This window comes from Pseudarthrobacter phenanthrenivorans (genome assembly GCF_036455295.1).
GTDB classification, from domain to species: domain Bacteria; phylum Actinomycetota; class Actinomycetes; order Actinomycetales; family Micrococcaceae; genus Arthrobacter; species Arthrobacter phenanthrenivorans_C.
On the sequence record NZ_JAYXNX010000013.1, the window covers coordinates 88,399 to 105,980 of the forward strand.

Annotated in this window: 16 protein-coding genes and 1 pseudogene; 4 read left to right on the top strand and 13 right to left on the bottom strand. The window is 63.2% G+C overall.

Annotated features, from left to right (window positions below; all coding sequences use genetic code 11):
• Nucleotides 1-3: 3 nt before the first annotated feature.
• The 3 genes from VXJ37_RS16270 to VXJ37_RS16280 all read right to left on the bottom strand — a co-directional run bounded on the left by VXJ37_RS16270 (nt 4) and on the right by VXJ37_RS16280 (nt 3,784).
• The gene (locus VXJ37_RS16270) at nt 4-1,887 is read right to left on the bottom strand and encodes a bifunctional sugar phosphate isomerase/epimerase/4-hydroxyphenylpyruvate dioxygenase family protein (RefSeq protein ID WP_331324075.1); all 1,884 of its coding nucleotides are present in this window, start codon (nt 1,885-1,887) and stop codon (nt 4-6) included.
• On the bottom strand, nt 1,887-2,768 hold the full coding sequence (locus tag VXJ37_RS16275) for a shikimate dehydrogenase (RefSeq protein WP_331324076.1): 882 nt from the start codon (nt 2,766-2,768) through the stop codon (nt 1,887-1,889). The genes VXJ37_RS16270 and VXJ37_RS16275 overlap by 1 nt, the downstream gene beginning before the upstream one ends.
• A gap of 152 nt (nt 2,769-2,920) precedes the next feature.
• The gene (locus tag VXJ37_RS16280; protein ID WP_331324077.1) at nt 2,921-3,784 is read right to left on the bottom strand and encodes an IclR family transcriptional regulator; all 864 of its coding nucleotides are present in this window, start codon (nt 3,782-3,784) and stop codon (nt 2,921-2,923) included.
• A gap of 232 nt (nt 3,785-4,016) precedes the next feature.
• Between VXJ37_RS16280 and VXJ37_RS16285 the strand changes: the two genes are divergently transcribed.
• Nucleotides 4,017-5,336, top strand: coding sequence for an MFS transporter (locus VXJ37_RS16285; RefSeq protein WP_331324078.1), 1,320 nt, complete (start codon nt 4,017-4,019; stop codon nt 5,334-5,336).
• 103 nt (nt 5,337-5,439) lie between these two features.
• Here VXJ37_RS16285 and VXJ37_RS16290 read toward each other — a convergent pair whose 3' ends face one another.
• The 7 genes from VXJ37_RS16290 to VXJ37_RS16320 form a co-directional block, all read right to left on the bottom strand.
• Nucleotides 5,440-6,747 (bottom strand): MFS transporter, encoded by a 1,308-nt coding sequence (locus VXJ37_RS16290; RefSeq protein WP_331324079.1) that lies wholly within the window; start codon nt 6,745-6,747, stop codon nt 5,440-5,442.
• Between the two features lie 11 nt (nt 6,748-6,758).
• Complete coding sequence (locus tag VXJ37_RS16295) at nt 6,759-8,195, bottom strand: FGGY-family carbohydrate kinase (protein WP_331324081.1); 1,437 nt, start codon at nt 8,193-8,195, stop codon at nt 6,759-6,761.
• A 28-nt stretch (nt 8,196-8,223) separates the two neighbouring features.
• A complete protein-coding gene (locus VXJ37_RS16300) occupies nt 8,224-9,012 on the bottom strand; it encodes an SDR family oxidoreductase (RefSeq protein WP_331324082.1) in 789 nt (262 codons plus the stop codon).
• 35 nt (nt 9,013-9,047) lie between these two features.
• Nucleotides 9,048-10,490 (bottom strand): FAD-binding oxidoreductase, encoded by a 1,443-nt coding sequence (locus tag VXJ37_RS16305; RefSeq protein WP_331324083.1) that lies wholly within the window; start codon nt 10,488-10,490, stop codon nt 9,048-9,050.
• 234 nt (nt 10,491-10,724) lie between these two features.
• Nucleotides 10,725-11,330 (bottom strand): glycerol-3-phosphate responsive antiterminator, encoded by a 606-nt coding sequence (locus VXJ37_RS16310; RefSeq protein WP_331324084.1) that lies wholly within the window; start codon nt 11,328-11,330, stop codon nt 10,725-10,727.
• A gap of 155 nt (nt 11,331-11,485) precedes the next feature.
• Nucleotides 11,486-12,574, bottom strand: coding sequence for an ATP-dependent DNA ligase (locus tag VXJ37_RS16315; protein ID WP_331324085.1), 1,089 nt, complete (start codon nt 12,572-12,574; stop codon nt 11,486-11,488).
• 52 nt (nt 12,575-12,626) lie between these two features.
• Nucleotides 12,627-13,550: an AEC family transporter gene (locus VXJ37_RS16320; RefSeq protein WP_331324086.1), complete on the bottom strand. Its 924-nt coding sequence runs from the start codon at nt 13,548-13,550 to the stop codon at nt 12,627-12,629.
• A gap of 152 nt (nt 13,551-13,702) precedes the next feature.
• Between VXJ37_RS16320 and VXJ37_RS16325 the strand changes: the two genes are divergently transcribed.
• Both VXJ37_RS16325 and VXJ37_RS16330 read left to right on the top strand, forming a co-directional pair.
• Nucleotides 13,703-14,953, top strand: a complete 1,251-nt coding sequence (locus VXJ37_RS16325) for a pyridoxal phosphate-dependent aminotransferase (RefSeq protein ID WP_331324087.1) — start codon at nt 13,703-13,705, stop codon at nt 14,951-14,953.
• Nucleotides 14,954-15,058: 105 nt separating this feature from the next.
• On the top strand, nt 15,059-15,295 hold the full coding sequence (locus tag VXJ37_RS16330; protein ID WP_331324088.1) for a hypothetical protein: 237 nt from the start codon (nt 15,059-15,061) through the stop codon (nt 15,293-15,295).
• A 78-nt stretch (nt 15,296-15,373) separates the two neighbouring features.
• Here the strand turns inward: VXJ37_RS16330 and VXJ37_RS16335 are convergent, their stop codons facing one another.
• The 3 genes from VXJ37_RS16335 to VXJ37_RS16345 form a co-directional block, all read right to left on the bottom strand.
• On the bottom strand, nt 15,374-15,685 hold the full coding sequence (locus tag VXJ37_RS16335) for a MoaD/ThiS family protein (protein ID WP_440589827.1): 312 nt from the start codon (nt 15,683-15,685) through the stop codon (nt 15,374-15,376).
• Nucleotides 15,654-16,763 carry a WD40/YVTN/BNR-like repeat-containing protein gene (locus VXJ37_RS16340; protein WP_331324090.1) on the bottom strand — a complete coding sequence of 370 codons (1,110 nt, stop codon included), beginning with the start codon at nt 16,761-16,763 and terminating at the stop codon, nt 15,654-15,656. Before VXJ37_RS16340 ends, VXJ37_RS16335 begins: the two co-directional genes overlap by 32 nt.
• 66 nt (nt 16,764-16,829) lie before the next feature.
• Entirely contained in the window at nt 16,830-17,030 is a 201-nt protein-coding gene (locus tag VXJ37_RS16345) for a hypothetical protein (RefSeq protein ID WP_331324091.1), read from the bottom strand.
• A 279-nt stretch (nt 17,031-17,309) separates the two neighbouring features.
• Between VXJ37_RS16345 and VXJ37_RS16350 the strand changes: the two are divergent.
• Nucleotides 17,310-17,582, top strand: a pseudogene (locus VXJ37_RS16350) (hypothetical protein); the annotation flags it as partial.

Consider the following 17,582-nt stretch of genomic DNA (forward strand, 5'->3'; position numbering starts at 1 on the left):
GCTTTATGGGCGAGGGATGCGGTGCAGCGAGTCGTACTGCACGGCGTGGCGCACCGGAGCATTCGGGGCGCCGTAGCCGTCGTAGTTTCCGCGGCGTTCCACCATCTCGAAGAACACACTGCCCACCGTGGCCGTATAGAAGTGCAGGAATTCGCCATCGGCGTCGCGGTCGAACAGCAGGTTGAGTTCCTGCAGGGTGGCCAGGAAGCCGGGGTCGAGGTCGAACCGGGCGTCCAGATCCTCGTAGTAGTTGGCGGGAATCTGCAGGAATTCCAGTCCCCGGTCCCGGGCGCCCCGGGCAGTTGCCACGAGGTCGTCCACGGCGAAGGCGATGTGTTCCTGGTACGTCTTCCGGGCTTCGCTGCGCGCCTGCTGGATGGGGGCGAGGTTCAGGACGAGCCGAACCGCACCGCTGGAGGTCTGCATGACCTGGGACCGGACCAGGCCGCTGGGGCTGGGCACCTCGGCGAACGGCTGCGGTTCCAGGGCCAGGGCGCTGGTGTAGAAGAGGACGGCCTCGTCGAAGTGCTGCCACGGCTGGGCGAGGTTGACGTGGTCGATCACGGCGCTGGTCCCGGCGGACGGGTGTTCCAGGCCTTCCCCGAATTCATGCGTCCACGCGGCAGTTCCGTCCGGGCTGCCCTGGCAGAGGAAGATCTCGGTGGAGTCCGGCGCGGAAATGCCCTGGAACACTTCCTCGTCCGCCTGGACCTTGCGGGCCACCACGGGGGCCTTGAGCTGCTGGGCCCGGGCTGAGGCAATCACGGGGGAATCGACGTCGAACCCCAGCGCCGCGATGGCGGGTTCCGCGTGCCGCGCGGCCTGTTCATTGATGATCACCCGGGCCTGGCCCATGGTCCACAGCTGGACGTCCTTGGTGCGGTGCCGGCCCTCGAACGCGAAGCCGAGCTGGCCAAGGAGCTTCTCCAGCTGCGCGGTGTCGTCCGCCTTCACTTCGGCGAAGTTGAACCCGGCTGGTTCGTTTACCTTTGGCAGCGTGGCCAGTTCCATGGGGTAACGACGGCGGTTCGCGCCGCCGGCGCCCTGCAGGGCGTCCGCGGAGGTGCCTGCGAGCCATTTGGCGCTCTGTTCCTCCAGCCAGATGAGGGAGCGCATGGCGTCCACCGCGGTGCGTTCGACGTCGGACTGCCGGAAGACGTCGTTGAAGACCTCCAGCGAGACCGGGCCGGTGTATCCGGCGCGGACCACATGGCCCATGAACTTGGCCAGCCCGAACTGCCCCTCTCCCGGGAAGACCCGGTAGTGGCGGCTCCAGGACAGTACGTCCATGGAGAGCTTGGGGGCGTCCGCCACCTGTACGAAGAAGATCTTGTCCGGGTTGAAGGACTCGATGTGGGAGGTCTCCCAATCGCGGGACAGGATGTGGAAGGAGTCCAGGCAGGTGCCGAGGTTGGGGTGGTCCACCATCTCCACGAGGCGGTAGGCGTGCTCGTAGTCGTTAACGTACTTGCCCCAGGCCAGTGCCTCGTAGGCGACTTTGATGCCGTGGTCGCCGGCCAGGTTGGCGAGCTGCGCCAGCTGTTCGGCGCGGACGGCCTCGTCGTCAATGGTGGCCGTGGCAACGTTGGAGCAGACCAGGATGGTGTCCATCCCCAGGCGGGACATGAGCTTGAACTTCGCTTCCGCGCGGCGCAGGTTGGCTTTCAGCAGCTCAGGGGTGACGCCGTCGAAATCCCGGAACGGCTGGTACAGGTCCAGGCCCAGGCCCAGGTCCGCGGCCATGGTGCGTACCTGTTCGGGGCTGAGGGGGGAGGTAACCAGGTCCTGCTCGAAGATCTCGATGCCGTCGAAGCCCGCGATGGCGCAGGCCTGCATCTTTTCCTTCAGCGTGCCGGAGAGGCAGACGGTGGCGATTCCAGTGCGCATCAGGCGGCCACCTCCTCGGCAGCCACGAGCTCGAGGAAGTGCGAGCGCATGCGGTCCGGATCGGCGTCCAGGCCGGTGAAGATGCGGAAAGCGTCGGCGGCCTGGCCCACGGCCATGCGGCCGCCGTCCAGGACCTCGCAGCCCTTGGCGCGGGCGCCGCGGACCAGCTCGGTCTCGATGGGCCGGTAGACAATGTCCGCCACCCAGTGCCGGGAGTCGATGAGGTCCAGGTCCAACGGAACGCCGGGGTGGGCCGCCATCCCCACCGGCGTGCAGTGCACCAGGCCGTCGGCCAGGGGCATGAGCTGCGGCAGCTCCGCCGTCGTGCCTGCCGTGATGGTGCGGCCGGGGAAGAAGCCCGCAAGCTCGGCTGCCCGGGCTGCTGCCCGCGCGGGGTCAACATCCACCAGGTGCAGCGTGCGGACCCCGGCGGTCAACAGGGCGTAGGCGACGGCGGACCCGGCGCCACCGGCGCCAAGCTGCACCACGCGGTCCAGCTTGGCTCCCGGCAGGCCGGCAGCCAGCGCTGCAGCGAAGCCCGAGAAGTCGGTGTTGTGGCCGATGAAGCGGCCGTCGCGGATGACCACGGTGTTGACGGCGCCCAGCCGGCGGGCGTCCGGGCTCACCTCGTCCAGGTACTGAAGGACCAGCTGCTTGCAGGGGTGCGTGATGTTCAGGCCATTGAAGCCCAGGGTGCGGGCGCCCTGCAGGATGGTGCCGACGGACTCACCGGGCAGTCCCAGCTCGAGGAGGTCGATGGGCCGGTACAGGTAGCGGAGGCCCTGCACGTCGCCTTCCCGTTCATGCATGGGCGGCGTGAGGGAGGGCATCACGCCATCACCAACCAGTCCCACGAGGTAGGACTCAGTTCGATTGCTCATGCGGGCAGCTCCTTTGGTACGGCGCCGGCAACGCATGCTTGGGCTGCGCTGCGGGTGATAGGGATTACGGTACAGCAAATGTTCACTTATCGCACTACTGTTCTACATACGAACAAACGGAGGTAGGAAGAGCCTGTGGCGCGGGGACGGGCCTACCGCTGCGGAAGCCTGGCAGCCAACTCGGCTGCGGCTTCCTGCAGCAGGGGCACGTGGGCGGTCAGCCCCTCGAGGTCCAGCCGGAAGACCGGCACGGCAGTTGCCAGCGAGGCAAAGGCATGCCCCTGGTCGTTAAGCAGCGGCACCGCCACTGCGCGCATTCCGGCCTCGTTTTCCTCGTCCATGACGGCATAACCCTGCCGGCGCACTCTGTCGATTTCGGCCCTGAAGGCATCACGGTCCGTGATGGACTTCCCCGTGAGCGCCTCAAGCGGAAGCTCGGCCAGCAGCTTTTCGCGCTCCGCATCCTCCGCGAACGCCACCAGGGCCTTGCCCACCGCCGTAGTGGAGAGCGACCCGAGGTGGCCGGGGTCGCTGGTCACGCGGAAAGTCTGCGGCCCGTCCACCTTGCTGACGGTCAGGTGGTGCAGGCCGTCGCGGACACTGAGGATGGTTGCTTCGCCGGTTTGCTCAGTGACGCGGCGGAGGATGGGCATGGCCGTCCCGGCAAAGCCGTGGTGATTGGAGACGCGCTGTCCCAACTGGAAGATTCTCAGGCCCAGATGGTAGCGGCGCCCGTCCGGCTCATAGTCGACAAAGCCATCGCGGGTCAGGGAGCCAAGCAGCCGGTAGGTAGTGCTGAACGGAAGCTCCGCCCGCCGGGATATGTCTGCCGCGGTGGCGCCCCGGGGTTCGTCGCCCAGCAGGACGAGCAGCCCAAGGGCCTTGCCCACCATGTCCGTACGGTCGGCTGGACGGGCGCCAACCTTCCCCTCCGGGGGCATGGCATTCACGGGATGCGCGGTTGGGGCGGCGACAGCGGATTCTTCATTGACCGCTGTGGTTTGGTTCACACTCATGAGTCCATGTTGCCACAATGTGAGAGTCGCTTCTAGATGGTGATTATTTTTCTTGACAGGTGACCGCCCTCACAGTCATAGTTTCTGTATCGCACAAGTAGCTCCCACAATGTGGCTACTTTGCCGGGTCTATTCCGGACTCCAGCCGCATCGCACCCCGCCCGCACCCAGGCAGCGGCGGCTGCGACCCCCAGATCCATCCGCGACAATGTCGTCACATCAAAGGAACACCATGAGCAAGACACTTCCGTCCGCCGGGGCGGGTGCCCTCACCTCCGCCGGGACGCCCAGGAAGGCTGCCCTCGCCAGCTTCCTCGGCAGCGCCGTCGAGTACTACGACTTCTTTATCTTTGGCTCCGCAGCGGCGCTGATCTTCCCCACGGTCTTCTTCCCCAGTGCGGATGCCAACGCGGCCATCATGTCCTTCGCCACCTTCGGGTTCGCCTACGTGGCGCGTCCCATCGGCGCCATCATCCTGGGCCACTTCGGCGACCGGGTGGGCCGCCAGAAGGTCCTGATGTTCACTTTGGTGCTCATGGGTGCATCCACCTTCGTCATCGGCTGCCTGCCGGACTTCCGCACCGTTGGCTGGTGGGCCCCTGCCCTGCTGGTACTGGCCCGCCTCTGCCAGGGCCTCTCCGCAGCCGGGGAGCAGGCCGGCGCTTCTTCCATGACCCTGGAGCACGCGCCGGACAACCGCCGTTCATTCTTCACGTCGTGGACCCTCACCGGCACGCAGGGCGGCCAGATCCTGGCAGCCCTGGTATTCATCCCCGTCCTGGCCCTGCCGGACGAGATCAAGTTCGGCATCGGCTGGCGCATCCCGTTCTGGCTCAGCGCCGCCGTGGTTGTTGTAGCGTTCCTGATCCGCCGCACCCTGCACGAACCGCCCGCCTTCGAAGAGGCCCGCAAGACCGCGCAGATCGCGAAGCTTCCGGTTGCCGACCTGCTCAAGGGCCACTGGCGCGACGTGCTGCGCGTGATCTGCTGCGCCTTCATTGCTGCCGTCTCCACCGTGTTCGGCACCCTGGCCATCAGCTACGCCAAGACCGTGGCCGGCGTCGACGGCACCACCACCCTGTGGCTGGTGGTTGCTGCCAACATCGTGGCCCTGGGCACGCAGCCGCTCTTTGGAATGCTGGCGGACAGGATCGGCCGCAAGCCCGTCTTCATCTACGGCGCCGTCGCCAGCGCCGTCCTCACGCCCGTATTCCTGCTCAGCCTGGAGTCCCGCAGCATCCCGCTGATGTTCCTGGCCGCGATCGGTTACTTCTCCGGTGGCTATGCAGCCGCCAACGCCGTCTGGCCGTCCTTCTACGCCGAAATGTTCAGCACGAAGGTCCGGTTCTCCGGCCTGGCCATCGGAACCCAGCTGGGCTTCCTGATGGCAGGATTCGCGCCGGCCATCGTGGCTGCCATGGGCGGCATCAAGCCCGGCGGCTGGGTGCAGATCACCATCTTCACCGGCATCATCTGCGCCGTTGCGGCTGTGTCCGCCCTGACCGCCAGGGAATCCTTCCGGACCCCCACCAAGGAACTGGGCCTGAAGTAGCCGCGGTCGCACCCTCGTCACGAAACATCGAAGCCCGCCACCCCCAGGAAAGGTAAGGGGGTGGCGGGCTTCGTCGTTGGCTGGAGGGCCAGCGAAAAGGAGGCTAGATGGTGCTCGGCGATGGCTCCATGACGCTGGCAGTCTCGACATTCCGGCGTTTCCGCATCAGGACCGCGAAGTAGACGGCGGCCGCCGCCCCCACCAGCCCAATGCCGGCTGTGACAAGGAAGAACAAATTATTTGCCCCTGCCACATCGTCACCGAAGGCGGTGTAAATTGCGCCACTGATCTGCGGAATAACGATGTCGGGGAGGTAGCCCACGAAGGAAATGATTCCGATGGCGATACCGGTCGCCGCGGCAGGGACACGGCAGTCATCAAGCAGTGACCAGTAGATCCCACGGATTGCGTACAGGAAGAGGCCCACAACCACCACCAGCACGTAGGCCAGGCCATTCGAACCGCTCGGAAGGAGGCTAAGGCTGATGAACCCGAGGGCTGCGACAACCATTGAGACCGCCAGGACCCGGCCCTTGCCGAGCCTGTCTGCGAGGAATCCTCCTCCGAACCCGCCGATTGGGCGCATCCACAGGACGATCACCGTCACTACGCCCGCATTCACCGGGCTCACGGCGTGATTCACGTTGAGGTACCCGGAGAAGTAGTAGTGTCCCCAGAACAGCGTGTACCCACAGAAGAGGACCAGGCTCATCACCCACACCTCGCGGATCTTCAGGATTCGACGTACCGCGGCGAAAGTCGACTCAACCGGTTCTCCGTTGGACCTTGTGCTCTTTTGCTGCGTATCGGAAAGTACGAAGAAAACCAGGACGGCGATAACGATGAGCACTGCACAGTACATGTAGACCACGGCCTGGAAGCCTGCCCGGGTCTGCATGAGGTCGGAGGTTCCGTCCCCGGCAAACAGCGCGAAGAGACCGACTGCGCAGCTGGCGAGAATTGCTTCCACCAGTCCCCGGCCGCCGTCGAGCGCACCAAAATAAGTACCTTCCTCGTTCTTATCCGCCAGCAGGCTGACAGTTTTGAGAATTGCACTCCAAAATGTAAAGACTGTGGCAAACCCCCAGACAAGGTACACGTAGACCAGGGTGGACTTGTCCGGTACCTGCGCGTAGAAGAGGCCGGTCACCGCCGTGAGCACCAGCGAGAATGTAATGAGGTAGCGCACGGAGATCTTGTCGGCCAACCATCCGCTGGGTATGTAGCCGATTACGAAGATGATCCCGAGCATGGAGTAGAGGCCTGCCAACTCTGAGTTGCTGAGGTGGAAGACGGCCAGGATCGTGGATTCAAAGTTCTGTCGAAGGTACACCAGCGGATAGATTGAGCCCGCCGCGAGAATGAGCAAAACAAGCTGAAAAATCTTCTTTGATTTGCCGAGCTTGAGCATGGAATAGCTCCTTATTTTTCAGATAGTATTTTGTGGATTTTTTCCAGAATGGGATCCGTGTGCATCGGTATTTCAGCCGCGACAGTGGACAACTGCCCGTACAGCGCGGCGTCCTGCGGGTTGGGCTCGAAGCGGTCCTCGCGCCGAACCATATGGGCAGATGCTTCGTCGAAGTCAGGGTAGATTCCGCAGGCCACGGCAACGCAGATGGCGGCACCGAGACCGGCGGCGTTCCGGACGACATTCCTGACCACTGGAATGTTGAAGACGTCGGCGAAGATCTGCATCATGAGGTCGCTGTTTGAGCCACCACCCGAGACCACAAGGGTCCTGAGGTTCATGTCTCTTTCGGCGGTCATGGCAGCCATGTTTTGCTTCATTGTGAAGGCGATGCCTTCCAGGACGGCGCGGTACATGTGTGCGTAACCGTGCCGTTCGTCGAAGCCGATGAACATTCCTTTCTTGAAGGGCTTGTTCGGTGGCGCCAGCCAGTCAAGAACGCACAGCAGACCGTCGCTTCCTGCCGGAATATCCGAAGCCAACTGGTTCAGGCGCTCCTCGGCGCTGGCTCCGGCCTGTGCAGCAGCGCGCGCGTTCTCCGTACCGAACAGGTCACGCAGCCAGGAGACCGTCCACATGCCCCTCCGGATGCCGGCGCATTCGTATATGTAGCGGTATGGCTCGGCGGCAAAGTTCGAGAAGTATGTCCGCGGCTCGGCCGCAAATTCCTTCCCGACAACCATGCCGGCGATGTAGGTGCCCAGCGAGATAAGGCCGGTTGCGTCGTCGCGGAGGCCGGAACCCAACGCCTCGGCAGCCTTGTCGTTGGCCGTGTGGACCACCGGTATGCCCTGGGGGATCCCGGTACGCTCCGCGAAGGAGGCGTTCACAAAGCCGCCCACGTCGCCGGGCATCTGCAACCGGTACAACATATCCCGCGGTACATTGAACGACTCGAACTTTTCCCGGTCGTCAAACCAGTCCCACGTGCGGCCATCCATGGGCCACGGTCCGATGTAGTTGGCCGCGGTGTCCGTGAGCTCACCGGTGAGCCGGCCCATGAGATACCCCGAAGCGGTGGTGACATAAGCGACGTCGTCATTGTTGTGCTCATACGCCTTGGAGAGCCGGTGGTCCATCCAGCTTTGGACAGGCCCGGCGAGGGTGCCATCCGTGCGAACCAGGGCCCGGCAGCACCGGATGGTGCACAACCCCACGCCGATGATGTCCTTGGGATCTCCGGGAAAGGCCTTCATCGCCCGGGAGGCTGCGGCAACGATGGAGTCGTAAAGGTCGTCGTCAGGGTGTTCCGCGATACCCGCCCCGGGGGTATGCATGGGAGCCAACGGCTCACTCGCCTCGCATACGATGTGGCCGTTCGTGTCGAAGATGACTACCTTCGAGCTTTGGGATCCACCATCAAGTCCGATGATGTAGTTGGTGGTCATGTCATTTCCTCATCTGCTTTGACGGCGCCTAGCGCACCAGATAGCCGCCGTCGACGCTCAGGATGTGGCCATTGACGTAGTCGGATGCCCGGCTGGCCAGGAATACTGTCGCGCCCATGAGGTCCTGGGTCTGCCCCCAGCGATTTGCCGGGATGTGGTCCAGGACCCGGCGATTGGCTTCCGGGTCAGATCTGGTGGCAGTGGTCAGTTCGGTTGCGTAGTAGCCAGGCGCAATGCCATTGACCTGCACACCGAACTGGGCCAGCTCGTCGCAGTAGGCCTTGGTGAATCCTGCAATGCCATGCTTGGTGGCTGCATACGCCGGTGACCATTGTCCTCCGAGGAAGGTGAAGACCGAGCAGATGTTGATGATCTTGCCGCTGCCCTGCGGCACCATGTGCTTGGCGCACTCGTGGGACATTTCGAAGGCTGCTGTCAGGTTCAGCGCCACCATGGGGTCCCACTGTTCGCGGGTGTAGTTGAGGACGTCGGGTTCGTTGATGCTGCGTCCGGCACAATTGACGAGAATGTCAACGCTTCCAAACTCGGATATGCAGGCATCCACAACCCTTTTGGGGTTTCCCTTTTCCGTGATGTCGGACATGATGTAGGCGTATTTTGCGCCGGCTTCCTCAACCATGGTCGCCGTGCTGCCATCGTCAGGCATGATACTGGCTGCCAATACGTTGGCTCCCGCCTTGGCCAGCGCAAGTGAGAAGGCTTGACCGAGGCCGGTATTCCCGCCGGTGACGATCGCATTCTTGCCTTTCAATGAGAAAAAGCTCATTTGAAAATCGACAATGTTCAAATCGGGCATGCAAACTCCCTGGTTCTTATTGGTAATGAGCTGGATCAGAGAGGGAAGATTGTCCCTGGATTCATGATTCCGTTCGGGTCTAAGGCAGACTTGAGAGCTTCCAGCATGTACAGCGAGGAGCCGTATTCTTCTGCGAGAAAGTGCGTCCGGTGCTTGCCCACACCGTGGTGATGGCACATTGAACCGCCGAGCTTGAGCGTTTCCTCCACGATGATGTTCTGGATTGGGTCGTGGTAGACCGTACGTTCCTCGGTGGGGTCCACGTCTATCTTGTAGTAATAGACGAAATACATATTCGTTCCATTGAGATAGCTGTGGCTGGAGTGGCCACCCAAGAGGGTGAATTGCGCGGGCACTTCTTTCCGGATTCGCGCAAGGGCATTGTTGTAAATGTCGTTGATGACACTCCAGTTTCCCGAGATCTCAGTGGTGAAGCCGTTGTTCAATGTCTCGCGTATCTCCACCCTTTCCTCTTCGATTTTGGAGACGTCCCAGTTCAGGTGGCTGAACCAGTCCTCGATCAGCGAGTCTGCGACGCGATCAGCGGTAGTGAAGGAGGAGACAATCTGCTCGATGGCTTTCCCGGTGGCCTCGGCGATGAGTTCGGGACCCTCCGCCATGAAAATCAGTACGCAACGGCCTTCGGAGAAATGCCCGAAGTGGTACAGCCCATCCTCCTTGTCGTAAAGGCGGGCAACAGAAGGCTTGTAGCCCTGGGTCACGACTTCCCGGAGGATTTCGAAGCCGGTCTTCATGTCGTCCAGCAGATAACCGTAGAACCGGTTATTTTCAGGGAAGTAGCGGAAGATCTTGACGCTTACCTCGGTGATGAAATTGAGGGCACCCTCGTTTCCAAGCACCAGGTGGCGGATGTCCGGTCCGGCCGCCCGGCGCGGGACGTTTTTGATTCGGCAAATTTCACCATTGGCAAACACGGTTTCCACGCCGACGAGCATGTCCTCGATGCCACCGTAAAGAGTCGAGAACTGTCCAATGGACCGCGTTGCAACAAGGCCGCCGAACTGCGCGATTGGCTTGGACTGCGGGGAGTGCCCGGTGGTGTAGCCGATCTTTCGAAGCTCGTCCTCAAGATCCTGCAGCCGGACGCCGCACTGGACCGTGGCCAGCATGTTTTCGGTGTCAATGTTGATGATCTCGTTCATTAGTGACCCGTCAACAACGACAGAATTCTCAACGACGGTTTCAAGTCCGCCCTCGGTTGCCGACCCTCCGGTCTTTGGTACGACGCTGATTCCGTATTCGTTCGCCAGTTTCAGTACTGACGAAACTTCTTCCGGGGTACCGGGCCTGACGACTGCCGCCGGCAGGGGCAATGAATAAATGCCAAAGACATTCTCGACTTTGTAATAGCGATCGACGCTGTTTTCCCGCAGCGTCTGCTCATCCGTGATGACGCGGTCGCTGCCGAGGATATCGACGTAGGCGCTTACGATCTCTTCGCGTTTGAGGGTTGTCAATTTGTCTGTTTCCGTTCGTTTTAGGCATTCGCACTTTTGCGCGCTGACTCAACCTCCACCTTGTTCAGGAAAGGCACAAAAAAAGAGAACAGCGATCCCCTTGGAATTGGGGGCCGCTGTTCTCTAGTTTTTAGCAACCGTCACGGGCAGAGCCCGGAACAAGTATGAAGTTTTAAGTTGAAAAGGACTCTAGCATGTGGCCGGAGGTCTGCCTAGGGGCAGTTCGAATTCTTGCTACATGCGCCAGACGTCCCGGTTGGACGAAGCCACTGCTGTGGCACCCGCGCCCAGCGCCCCGATCACGTCCTCCTTGTCGCATACCAGGCCGCCGGCAATCAGCGGAAGATCTATGTCTTCGCAAACCCAGGAGATCACGCGGGGCATGCATCCCGGCAGGATCTCAATAGCGTCTGCGCCTGATACGGAAACCTGTTTGGGCAGATTGTTGTAGCTGAACGAGTCAATCAGGAAGAGCCGGTGAATCGACAGGAATCCAGCCGTCTTCGCCGCCCGTACCATGGCAGCCTTTGAGCTGAGAATGCCGTCCACATGGGTGTTTGTTCTGAGGAAATCAATCACGACCGGCTTGCTGGCGAAGCCATCAAGGAGATCCACATCGACAAAAACCGTCTTGCCCGCCGACTTGAGCGTCTCCACGATCCCTCTGATCGACATCACGGATCCAAAGAGGACAAAGACAACAGGGCACGGGGCCGTCAGAACTGCCCGCAAGCCATCCTCATCCTTGATGCTGGCGATCACAGGGTGATCCGACAGCATGGCATTTATCCTGGCAGATTCATCCCGCGCGTGGCGGCTCTTGGTCGGTGATTCTGCCACAGCATTTATCTCCTGGTGTAATGATCTGTCCCCTTGCGCGGAAGCCAATCGGGTGCCATCTTCGGGAACGGTTCAACAATGGTATCCCCGCTCCACAGCCCCTGTATCAGTTGGACTCGTACCCTGGCGGACCCGCCTGAGGCTACGCACCGCCACTACCCCCTCCCGGTCTCCAAAACCGAGGCGAGGTCGAAATTCACCGGCTCCTCCAGCTGCTCATAGGTGCAGGATTCCGGGTCCCGGTCCGGGCGCCACCGGTTGAACTGTGCCGTGTGGCGGAACCTTTCGCCTTCCATATGGTCGTACCGGACCTCCACCACCAATTCCGGCCGCAACGGGACAAAAGACAGGTCTTTCCCGGCGCTCCACCTGCTGCCTTCGGCATTCCGCGGGGTCCGTTCGCCTTCTTCCTGCTTGGCCCACGCCCAGGGATGGTTGTCGAAGTCGGTCACCAGGGGCTGGAGTTGCTCGAACAGTTCCTGCCGCCGTTTCATCGGAAAGGCACCGATCACGCCCACGCTGGCCAGGCCGCCGTCGTCCTTGTACAGGCCCAGCAGCAGCGAGCCGATGGCGTCAGGCCCGCTCTTGTGCAGCCGGTAGCCGGCCACCACGCAATCCGCGGTGCGCTCATGCTTGACCTTGAACATGACGCGCTTGTCCGGCTCATACCGGCCGTCCAGGCGTTTGGCCACGATGCCGTCCAGCCCCGCGCCCTCAAACTGCTCAAACCACCGCGCCGCCGTGTCCTTGTCCGTGGTTGCGGCCGTCAGGTGCACGGGTTCCTTACTGGCCACGAGCGCCTTCTCCAGCGCCGCACGCCGCTCCGCAAAAGGCCTGCCGGTGTAGTCGTCGCCGTCCAGGGCCAGGAGGTCGAAGGCCACGAAACTCGCGGGCGTCTGCTGTGCCAGCAGTTTCACCCGGCTGGCGGCCGGGTGGATTCTCTGCTGCAGGGCGTCGAAATCAAGCCGGTCCCCGGAGGCACCCACCAGGATGATCTCGCCATCCACCACGCAGCGCGGGGGCAGGTTTTCCTTGAGCGCGGCAACGAGTTCAGGGAAATAGCGGGTCATGGGCTTTTCGTTGCGGCTGCCGATCTCCAGGTCATCCCCATCGCGGAAAATGATGGACCGGAACCCGTCCCACTTGGGTTCATAGCTGAGCTCCCCGCCTCCCGGGATTCCGTCGATGCCGTTGACGGCCTTGGCGAGCATGGGCGGGACGGGCGGCATCACGGGAAGTTCCATGTGCCCATTCTTGCCCGGCCGGTGCCCCTGGCGGTAGGGCGGCGCGCGCTTGTCAGGCGGCCAGCAGCCAGACGACCAGGACCAGGACCGGGGCTGCGGCGGCCGTGGTGAGCAGGATGGTTTCGCGTGCCACCGCCACGCCGCGCCCGTACTTGCTCGCGAACAGGAACACGTTCTGCGCCGAGGGAAGGGCAGCCATGAGCACCACGCCCAGGAGCATGCGGTGGTCCAGGTTGAAGAGGAAACGTCCGACGACGAACGCCACCGCCGGCATCACAGCCGACTTCAGTGCCGTGGCAGTGAGGATTTCCGCTGTGTGCCCGCCGCTGCGGAGCATCGTGGTCCCGCGCAGCGACATGCCGAAGGCCAGCAGCACCACCGGGACCGCCGCGCCGCCCAGGAGGGTCAGCGGCGCCATCACCGGGGACGGCAGCTGCACGTGGAACGCGGCGAGGACCACGCCCAGGAGCGAGGCGATGATCATGGGGTTGCGGAAGGGCTGGGTCAGGACCAGCTTTGGTGAGAACCGGCCGGCCTCGGAGAGGTCCAGCAGGGTCAGGACCAGCGGGGCGAACAGGAGCAGCTGGACCAGCAGGACAGGTGCCACCGCCGTGGCGTCACCCAACGCGTAAAGCGTGATGGGGATGCCGATGTTGTTGGCGTTGACGTAGGACCCTGCCATCGCGCCGACCGCCGTTTCGGCCATGGGCCGCCGGAACCAAATCCTGCTGGCGGCCACGTACAGCAGTGCGGTGACCGCGGCGGTGATCATGGCCAGCGGCACATAGGCGGAGAAGACCACGGAGAGGTCCGATTTCAGCACGACGGTAAAAAGCAGCACCGGATTGGTGATGAAGAAGGCGGTCCGGGTCAGTGCGGAGATGGTGGGTTCATCGCCCAGGCCGCACCGCGCAGCGACATAACCCACGACAATGACGACGCCGATCACCGCCAGTCCGATGAGCACACCGCCCACGTGGGGTACTTCCTTCCGCTGCCGCCATTGCACTACTGCGGAATGGCAGTACTACAAGTCCCAAACCTATCCGATAGGCGCGGTGATGCCCGGAGGCGTCCACAGAATGGCCCGGCTGCCATCCGCTGCCTGACTTTGTGAAAAAATCAGCCATGCACGCCATGCAGCATTCCAGCAAGCTCGAGAACGTCCGGTACGAACTCCGGGGGCCGATCCTCCAGGCAGCCAAGAACATGGAGGCCGAGGGCCACCGGATCCTGAAGATGAACCTCGGCGACACGGCACCGTTCGGCCTGGAGGCACCGGAGTCGGTGGTGGTCGACATGATCCACCACCTGCGGGGCGCCCAGGGCTACAGCGACTCAAAAGGCATCTTCACCGCCCGGACGGCCATCTCGCAGTACTACCAGACCCGCGGACTGATGAACATTGGGGTCGAGGACATCGTGATCGGCAACGGCGTTAGCGAACTGATTTCCATGTGCCTCCAGGCGTTCATGGAGAACGGCGACCAGATCCTGGTCCCGGCGCCGGACTACCCCCTGTGGACGGCCGCCGTGACCCTCACCGGCGGCAAGCCCGTGCACTATCTTTGCGACGAGGCGGACAACTGGTGGCCGGACATGGCCGATGTGGAGGCAAAGATCACCAGCCGTACCAAGGGCATCGTGATCATCAACCCGAACAATCCCACCGGCGCGGTCTACCCGCGCCACATTCTGGAGCAGTTCGCGGCCCTGGCACGGAAGCACAACCTGGTCCTCTTCTCGGACGAAATCTACGAGAAGGTGCTGTACGGCGGTGCCACCCACATCCACACGGCTTCCGTGGCCGAGGACGTGTGTTGCCTGACGTTCAGCGGCCTGTCCAAGGCGTACCGCATGCCCGGTTACCGGGCAGGATGGGTGGCCATCACCGGGCCGCTGGCCGCCACCGCGGCCTATCGGGAAGGACTGGAGTTGCTGGCCTCCCTGCGCCTGTGCGCCAACGTTCCTGCCCAACACGCCATCCAGACCTGTCTGGGCGGGTATCAAAGCATTGAGGCACTGGTGAAACCGGGCGGCAGGCTGCGCGAGCAGCGGGACCTCGCCCACAAACTCCTCACGGCCATTCCCGGTGTCACCTGTGTTCCTGCGTCCGGAGCCATGTACCTCTTTCCGCGGCTGGACCCGGAGCTCTATCCGATCGCCAGCGACGAGCAGTTTGTGCTGGATCTGCTCAGGGACCAGAAAATCCTCGTATCCCACGGCTCGGCTTTCAACTGGCCCACCCCGGACCACTTCCGGTTCGTCATCCTTCCGTCAGTCCGCGAGATTGAGGAAGCCGTGCACCGGATCTCCACGTTCCTGGCCGCCTACCGCAACCGTGAGGCGGACTACGAGGTGGAAACAGTTGCGGATTAAAGAACTAACCGGTCGCTAACAGCCAGGAAACCGGTCGGCAACATTGGACGCCCACACTGGTTAGTGCAGGCAAGAGCCGGCACCAGCTCCAGCCAGGAGGCCCCGATGTTGAAGAAAGCGACCACCCATGTAACCAGAGTCCGCGCCCTGGACCAGCTCCACCGCGGTGACGAAATCGAAGCCCGCCTTTCGGTGGGGCCGTCCTACGACGACGTGGTGATCCGCCGCGGCAGCGTGCAGGAAACGGCACCCGGAATTGGCGTGGTGTGGATCCTGGACCGGGTCACGGGCGTCCGGAAAGCCATCAATACCGACGAATGCAGCGTCTGGCGGGTGGCCTAGTAGCTGTGATCCGGAAGCCGGACGCGGTACGGCGGGTGTAGTCAGTCAGGACTGCCCGCCAGCCGCCGGCCCTTCGCGTCAGCCGCCGGCAACGGACTGGATCACCAGGACCTCCTGTCCCGGTGAGACCTGGGTTTCCATGCCCTGCAGCCGCCGCACCTCATCGCCGTCGACATAGATGTTGACGAACCTCCGAAGCGCCCCGGTTTCGTCGCGGAGCCGCCTGCCCAGCACGGCGTAGTCCGCGGCAACCGCATCAAGCAGGCTTGCCACCGTCACCGGCCCGTCGGCGGGCGCAGTCAGTACGGACTGCCCGCCGGCCAGGGGCTGCAGGACGCTGGGGAGCAGCAGAACAATGTCAGGCACCGGCCACCACTGCCGCCCGGACACACAGGACGTCGGGCAGGTGGGACGCCACCTCCCTGAACGTTTCCCCTTCATCCGCACTCGCGTAGACCGTGCCTCCCCGCGTACCGAAGTAGACGCCTGCCGGTTCGGCGGTGTCCACCGATGCCGCGTCCCTGAGCACGCTGTTGTACTCATGGTCGGGAAGGCCTGCGTTCAAGTGCTTCCAGGTGTTTCCGGCGTCGTCCGTGCGGTGGACGGCCAGTTGCCCATCCGGAGGGATGCGTTCGCCGTCGGCCTTGAGCGGTACCACCCAGGCGGTGCCTTCACGCCTGGGATGGGTCAGCATCACGAAGCCGAAGTCGGCCGGGAGGCCCTCCGCGATGGACTTCCAGGTGTCGGCGTTGTCGTCTGTCCGGTAGACGCCGTGGTGGTTCTGCGCGTACAGGCGTCCCGCCACCCCGGCATCGGCGGCGATCTTGTGCACGCACTGGCCGAACTCCGGGTTGGGGTCAGGCATGAAGTAGGCCGAGATTCCCTTGTTGCGGGGTTCCCAGGAGGCGCCGGCGTCGAGCGAACGGTAGACCCCGCCGGTGCTCATGGCTACGTGTACCGTTTTGCCGGCCGGGTCCACAACGATCGAATGCGCTGCCGCGCCGCCGTAGCCTGCTCCCCACTCGCTGCGGTGCGGGTGGTCCCACAGGCCGCGGTTCAGCCCGAAGTGTTCCCCGCCATCCGTGGATTTCCATACGGAAATAGGCTCGGCCCCTGCCCACACCACTCCGGGCCGGGACCCGGCGTCAGGGTAGATCTGCCACACGCGTTCCAGCGCAGCCCCCGTGTCCTCGGGGAATCTGATGGCGCCCTGTTCCGGTTCGGTCCAGGTGGCACCCAGGTCATCCGAGTGCGCAACCGTGGGTCCCCAGTGCGGGCTGCGGACCCCCACCAGGATCCGGGTACGGCCTTCACGGGTATCAATCCCGATGCTGGGAATCTCCGCCATCAGGAAATGCGGGCCGGTCAGGGTCCAATCCTGCCTGTCCGGGCTCGTGGCCAGCCACAGCCCCTTTTTCGTGCCGATTGCCAGGACAAATGTTTCTGACGCCGTTGCCATGCGGACCATGCAACCACCGGATGGGCCCCGGCGCAACGGTTTTCAGCCCTGCGGATCCCCCCTCCTGGCAGGGGCTCAGTCCACGAACTCCGACTGGGTCTCGATGAAGTCCCAGTCTGCGCCCGTCAGGACGGCCGCCGGGTTACCCGGATGCGGACCGCCGGCCTCCGCGATGCCTTGGAGCACCGGAAGGGGCAGATCCTCCGCATGGAGGTTTTGCCGCAGCCACTCCTTGCTGGCCAGGTCCAGGTCCAGCCACCACATGAAGATTTCCACCGCTCACCTCCTTCACCCATTAATAACGGTAGGCGTGGCCGTGGCCGTGGACAAGGTGCTCCCGCAGAAGCAGGTGTCCGGTAGGGGACTTCGGGTACTGGCAGGTAACTTGCCTGGCCGGCCCGGGGAAAAGACAAGTACCCCCTACTGGCGACTCCCTCCGGCAGCGCCCCTAGCCTGAAATCTCAAAAGCAAGCTGACCGTGCTGCTGGGGCATACGGCGCCACCGCTGGCCTCTTCCTCACCATGGTCCGTTTCACACATATATGGGGAGAAGAAATGAAACGCACCTTAGCAACAATGGGGGTGATGGGGCTTGGCCTTATCAGCCTCACAGCGCCCGCCATCGCGGCTTCCGACCAGGCTGCGCTAGCCCACTCGGACGGAAGCACCGTGATACCGCTGGTATTCAATGTCAACGGCACAGGCGGAGGCACCGGCAACGCCGGCGGCGGAACTGACAATGGCGGCGGCAATGGCGGAACCAACAACGGCGGCGGCAACACCGGCGGCGGAACCAACAACGGCGGCGGCAACACCGGGGGCGGCGGA

Coding starts and splice junctions, on each gene's coding strand:
- VXJ37_RS16300 (WP_331324082.1), bottom strand. CDS start 9,012: ATGCCCGATTTGAACATTGTCGATTTTCAAATGAGCTTTTTCTCATTG.
- VXJ37_RS16275 (WP_331324076.1), bottom strand. CDS start 2,768: ATGAGCAATCGAACTGAGTCCTACCTCGTGGGACTGGTTGGTGATGGC.
- VXJ37_RS16285 (WP_331324078.1), top strand. CDS start 4,017: ATGAGCAAGACACTTCCGTCCGCCGGGGCGGGTGCCCTCACCTCCGCC.
- VXJ37_RS16340 (WP_331324090.1), bottom strand. CDS start 16,763: ATGGTCCGCATGGCAACGGCGTCAGAAACATTTGTCCTGGCAATCGGC.
- VXJ37_RS16330 (WP_331324088.1), top strand. CDS start 15,059: ATGTTGAAGAAAGCGACCACCCATGTAACCAGAGTCCGCGCCCTGGAC.
- VXJ37_RS16280 (WP_331324077.1), bottom strand. CDS start 3,784: ATGAGTGTGAACCAAACCACAGCGGTCAATGAAGAATCCGCTGTCGCC.
- VXJ37_RS16295 (WP_331324081.1), bottom strand. CDS start 8,195: ATGACCACCAACTACATCATCGGACTTGATGGTGGATCCCAAAGCTCG.
- VXJ37_RS16270 (WP_331324075.1), bottom strand. CDS start 1,887: ATGCGCACTGGAATCGCCACCGTCTGCCTCTCCGGCACGCTGAAGGAA.
- VXJ37_RS16325 (WP_331324087.1), top strand. CDS start 13,703: ATGCACGCCATGCAGCATTCCAGCAAGCTCGAGAACGTCCGGTACGAA.
- VXJ37_RS16315 (WP_331324085.1), bottom strand. CDS start 12,574: ATGGAACTTCCCGTGATGCCGCCCGTCCCGCCCATGCTCGCCAAGGCC.
- VXJ37_RS16290 (WP_331324079.1), bottom strand. CDS start 6,747: ATGCTCAAGCTCGGCAAATCAAAGAAGATTTTTCAGCTTGTTTTGCTC.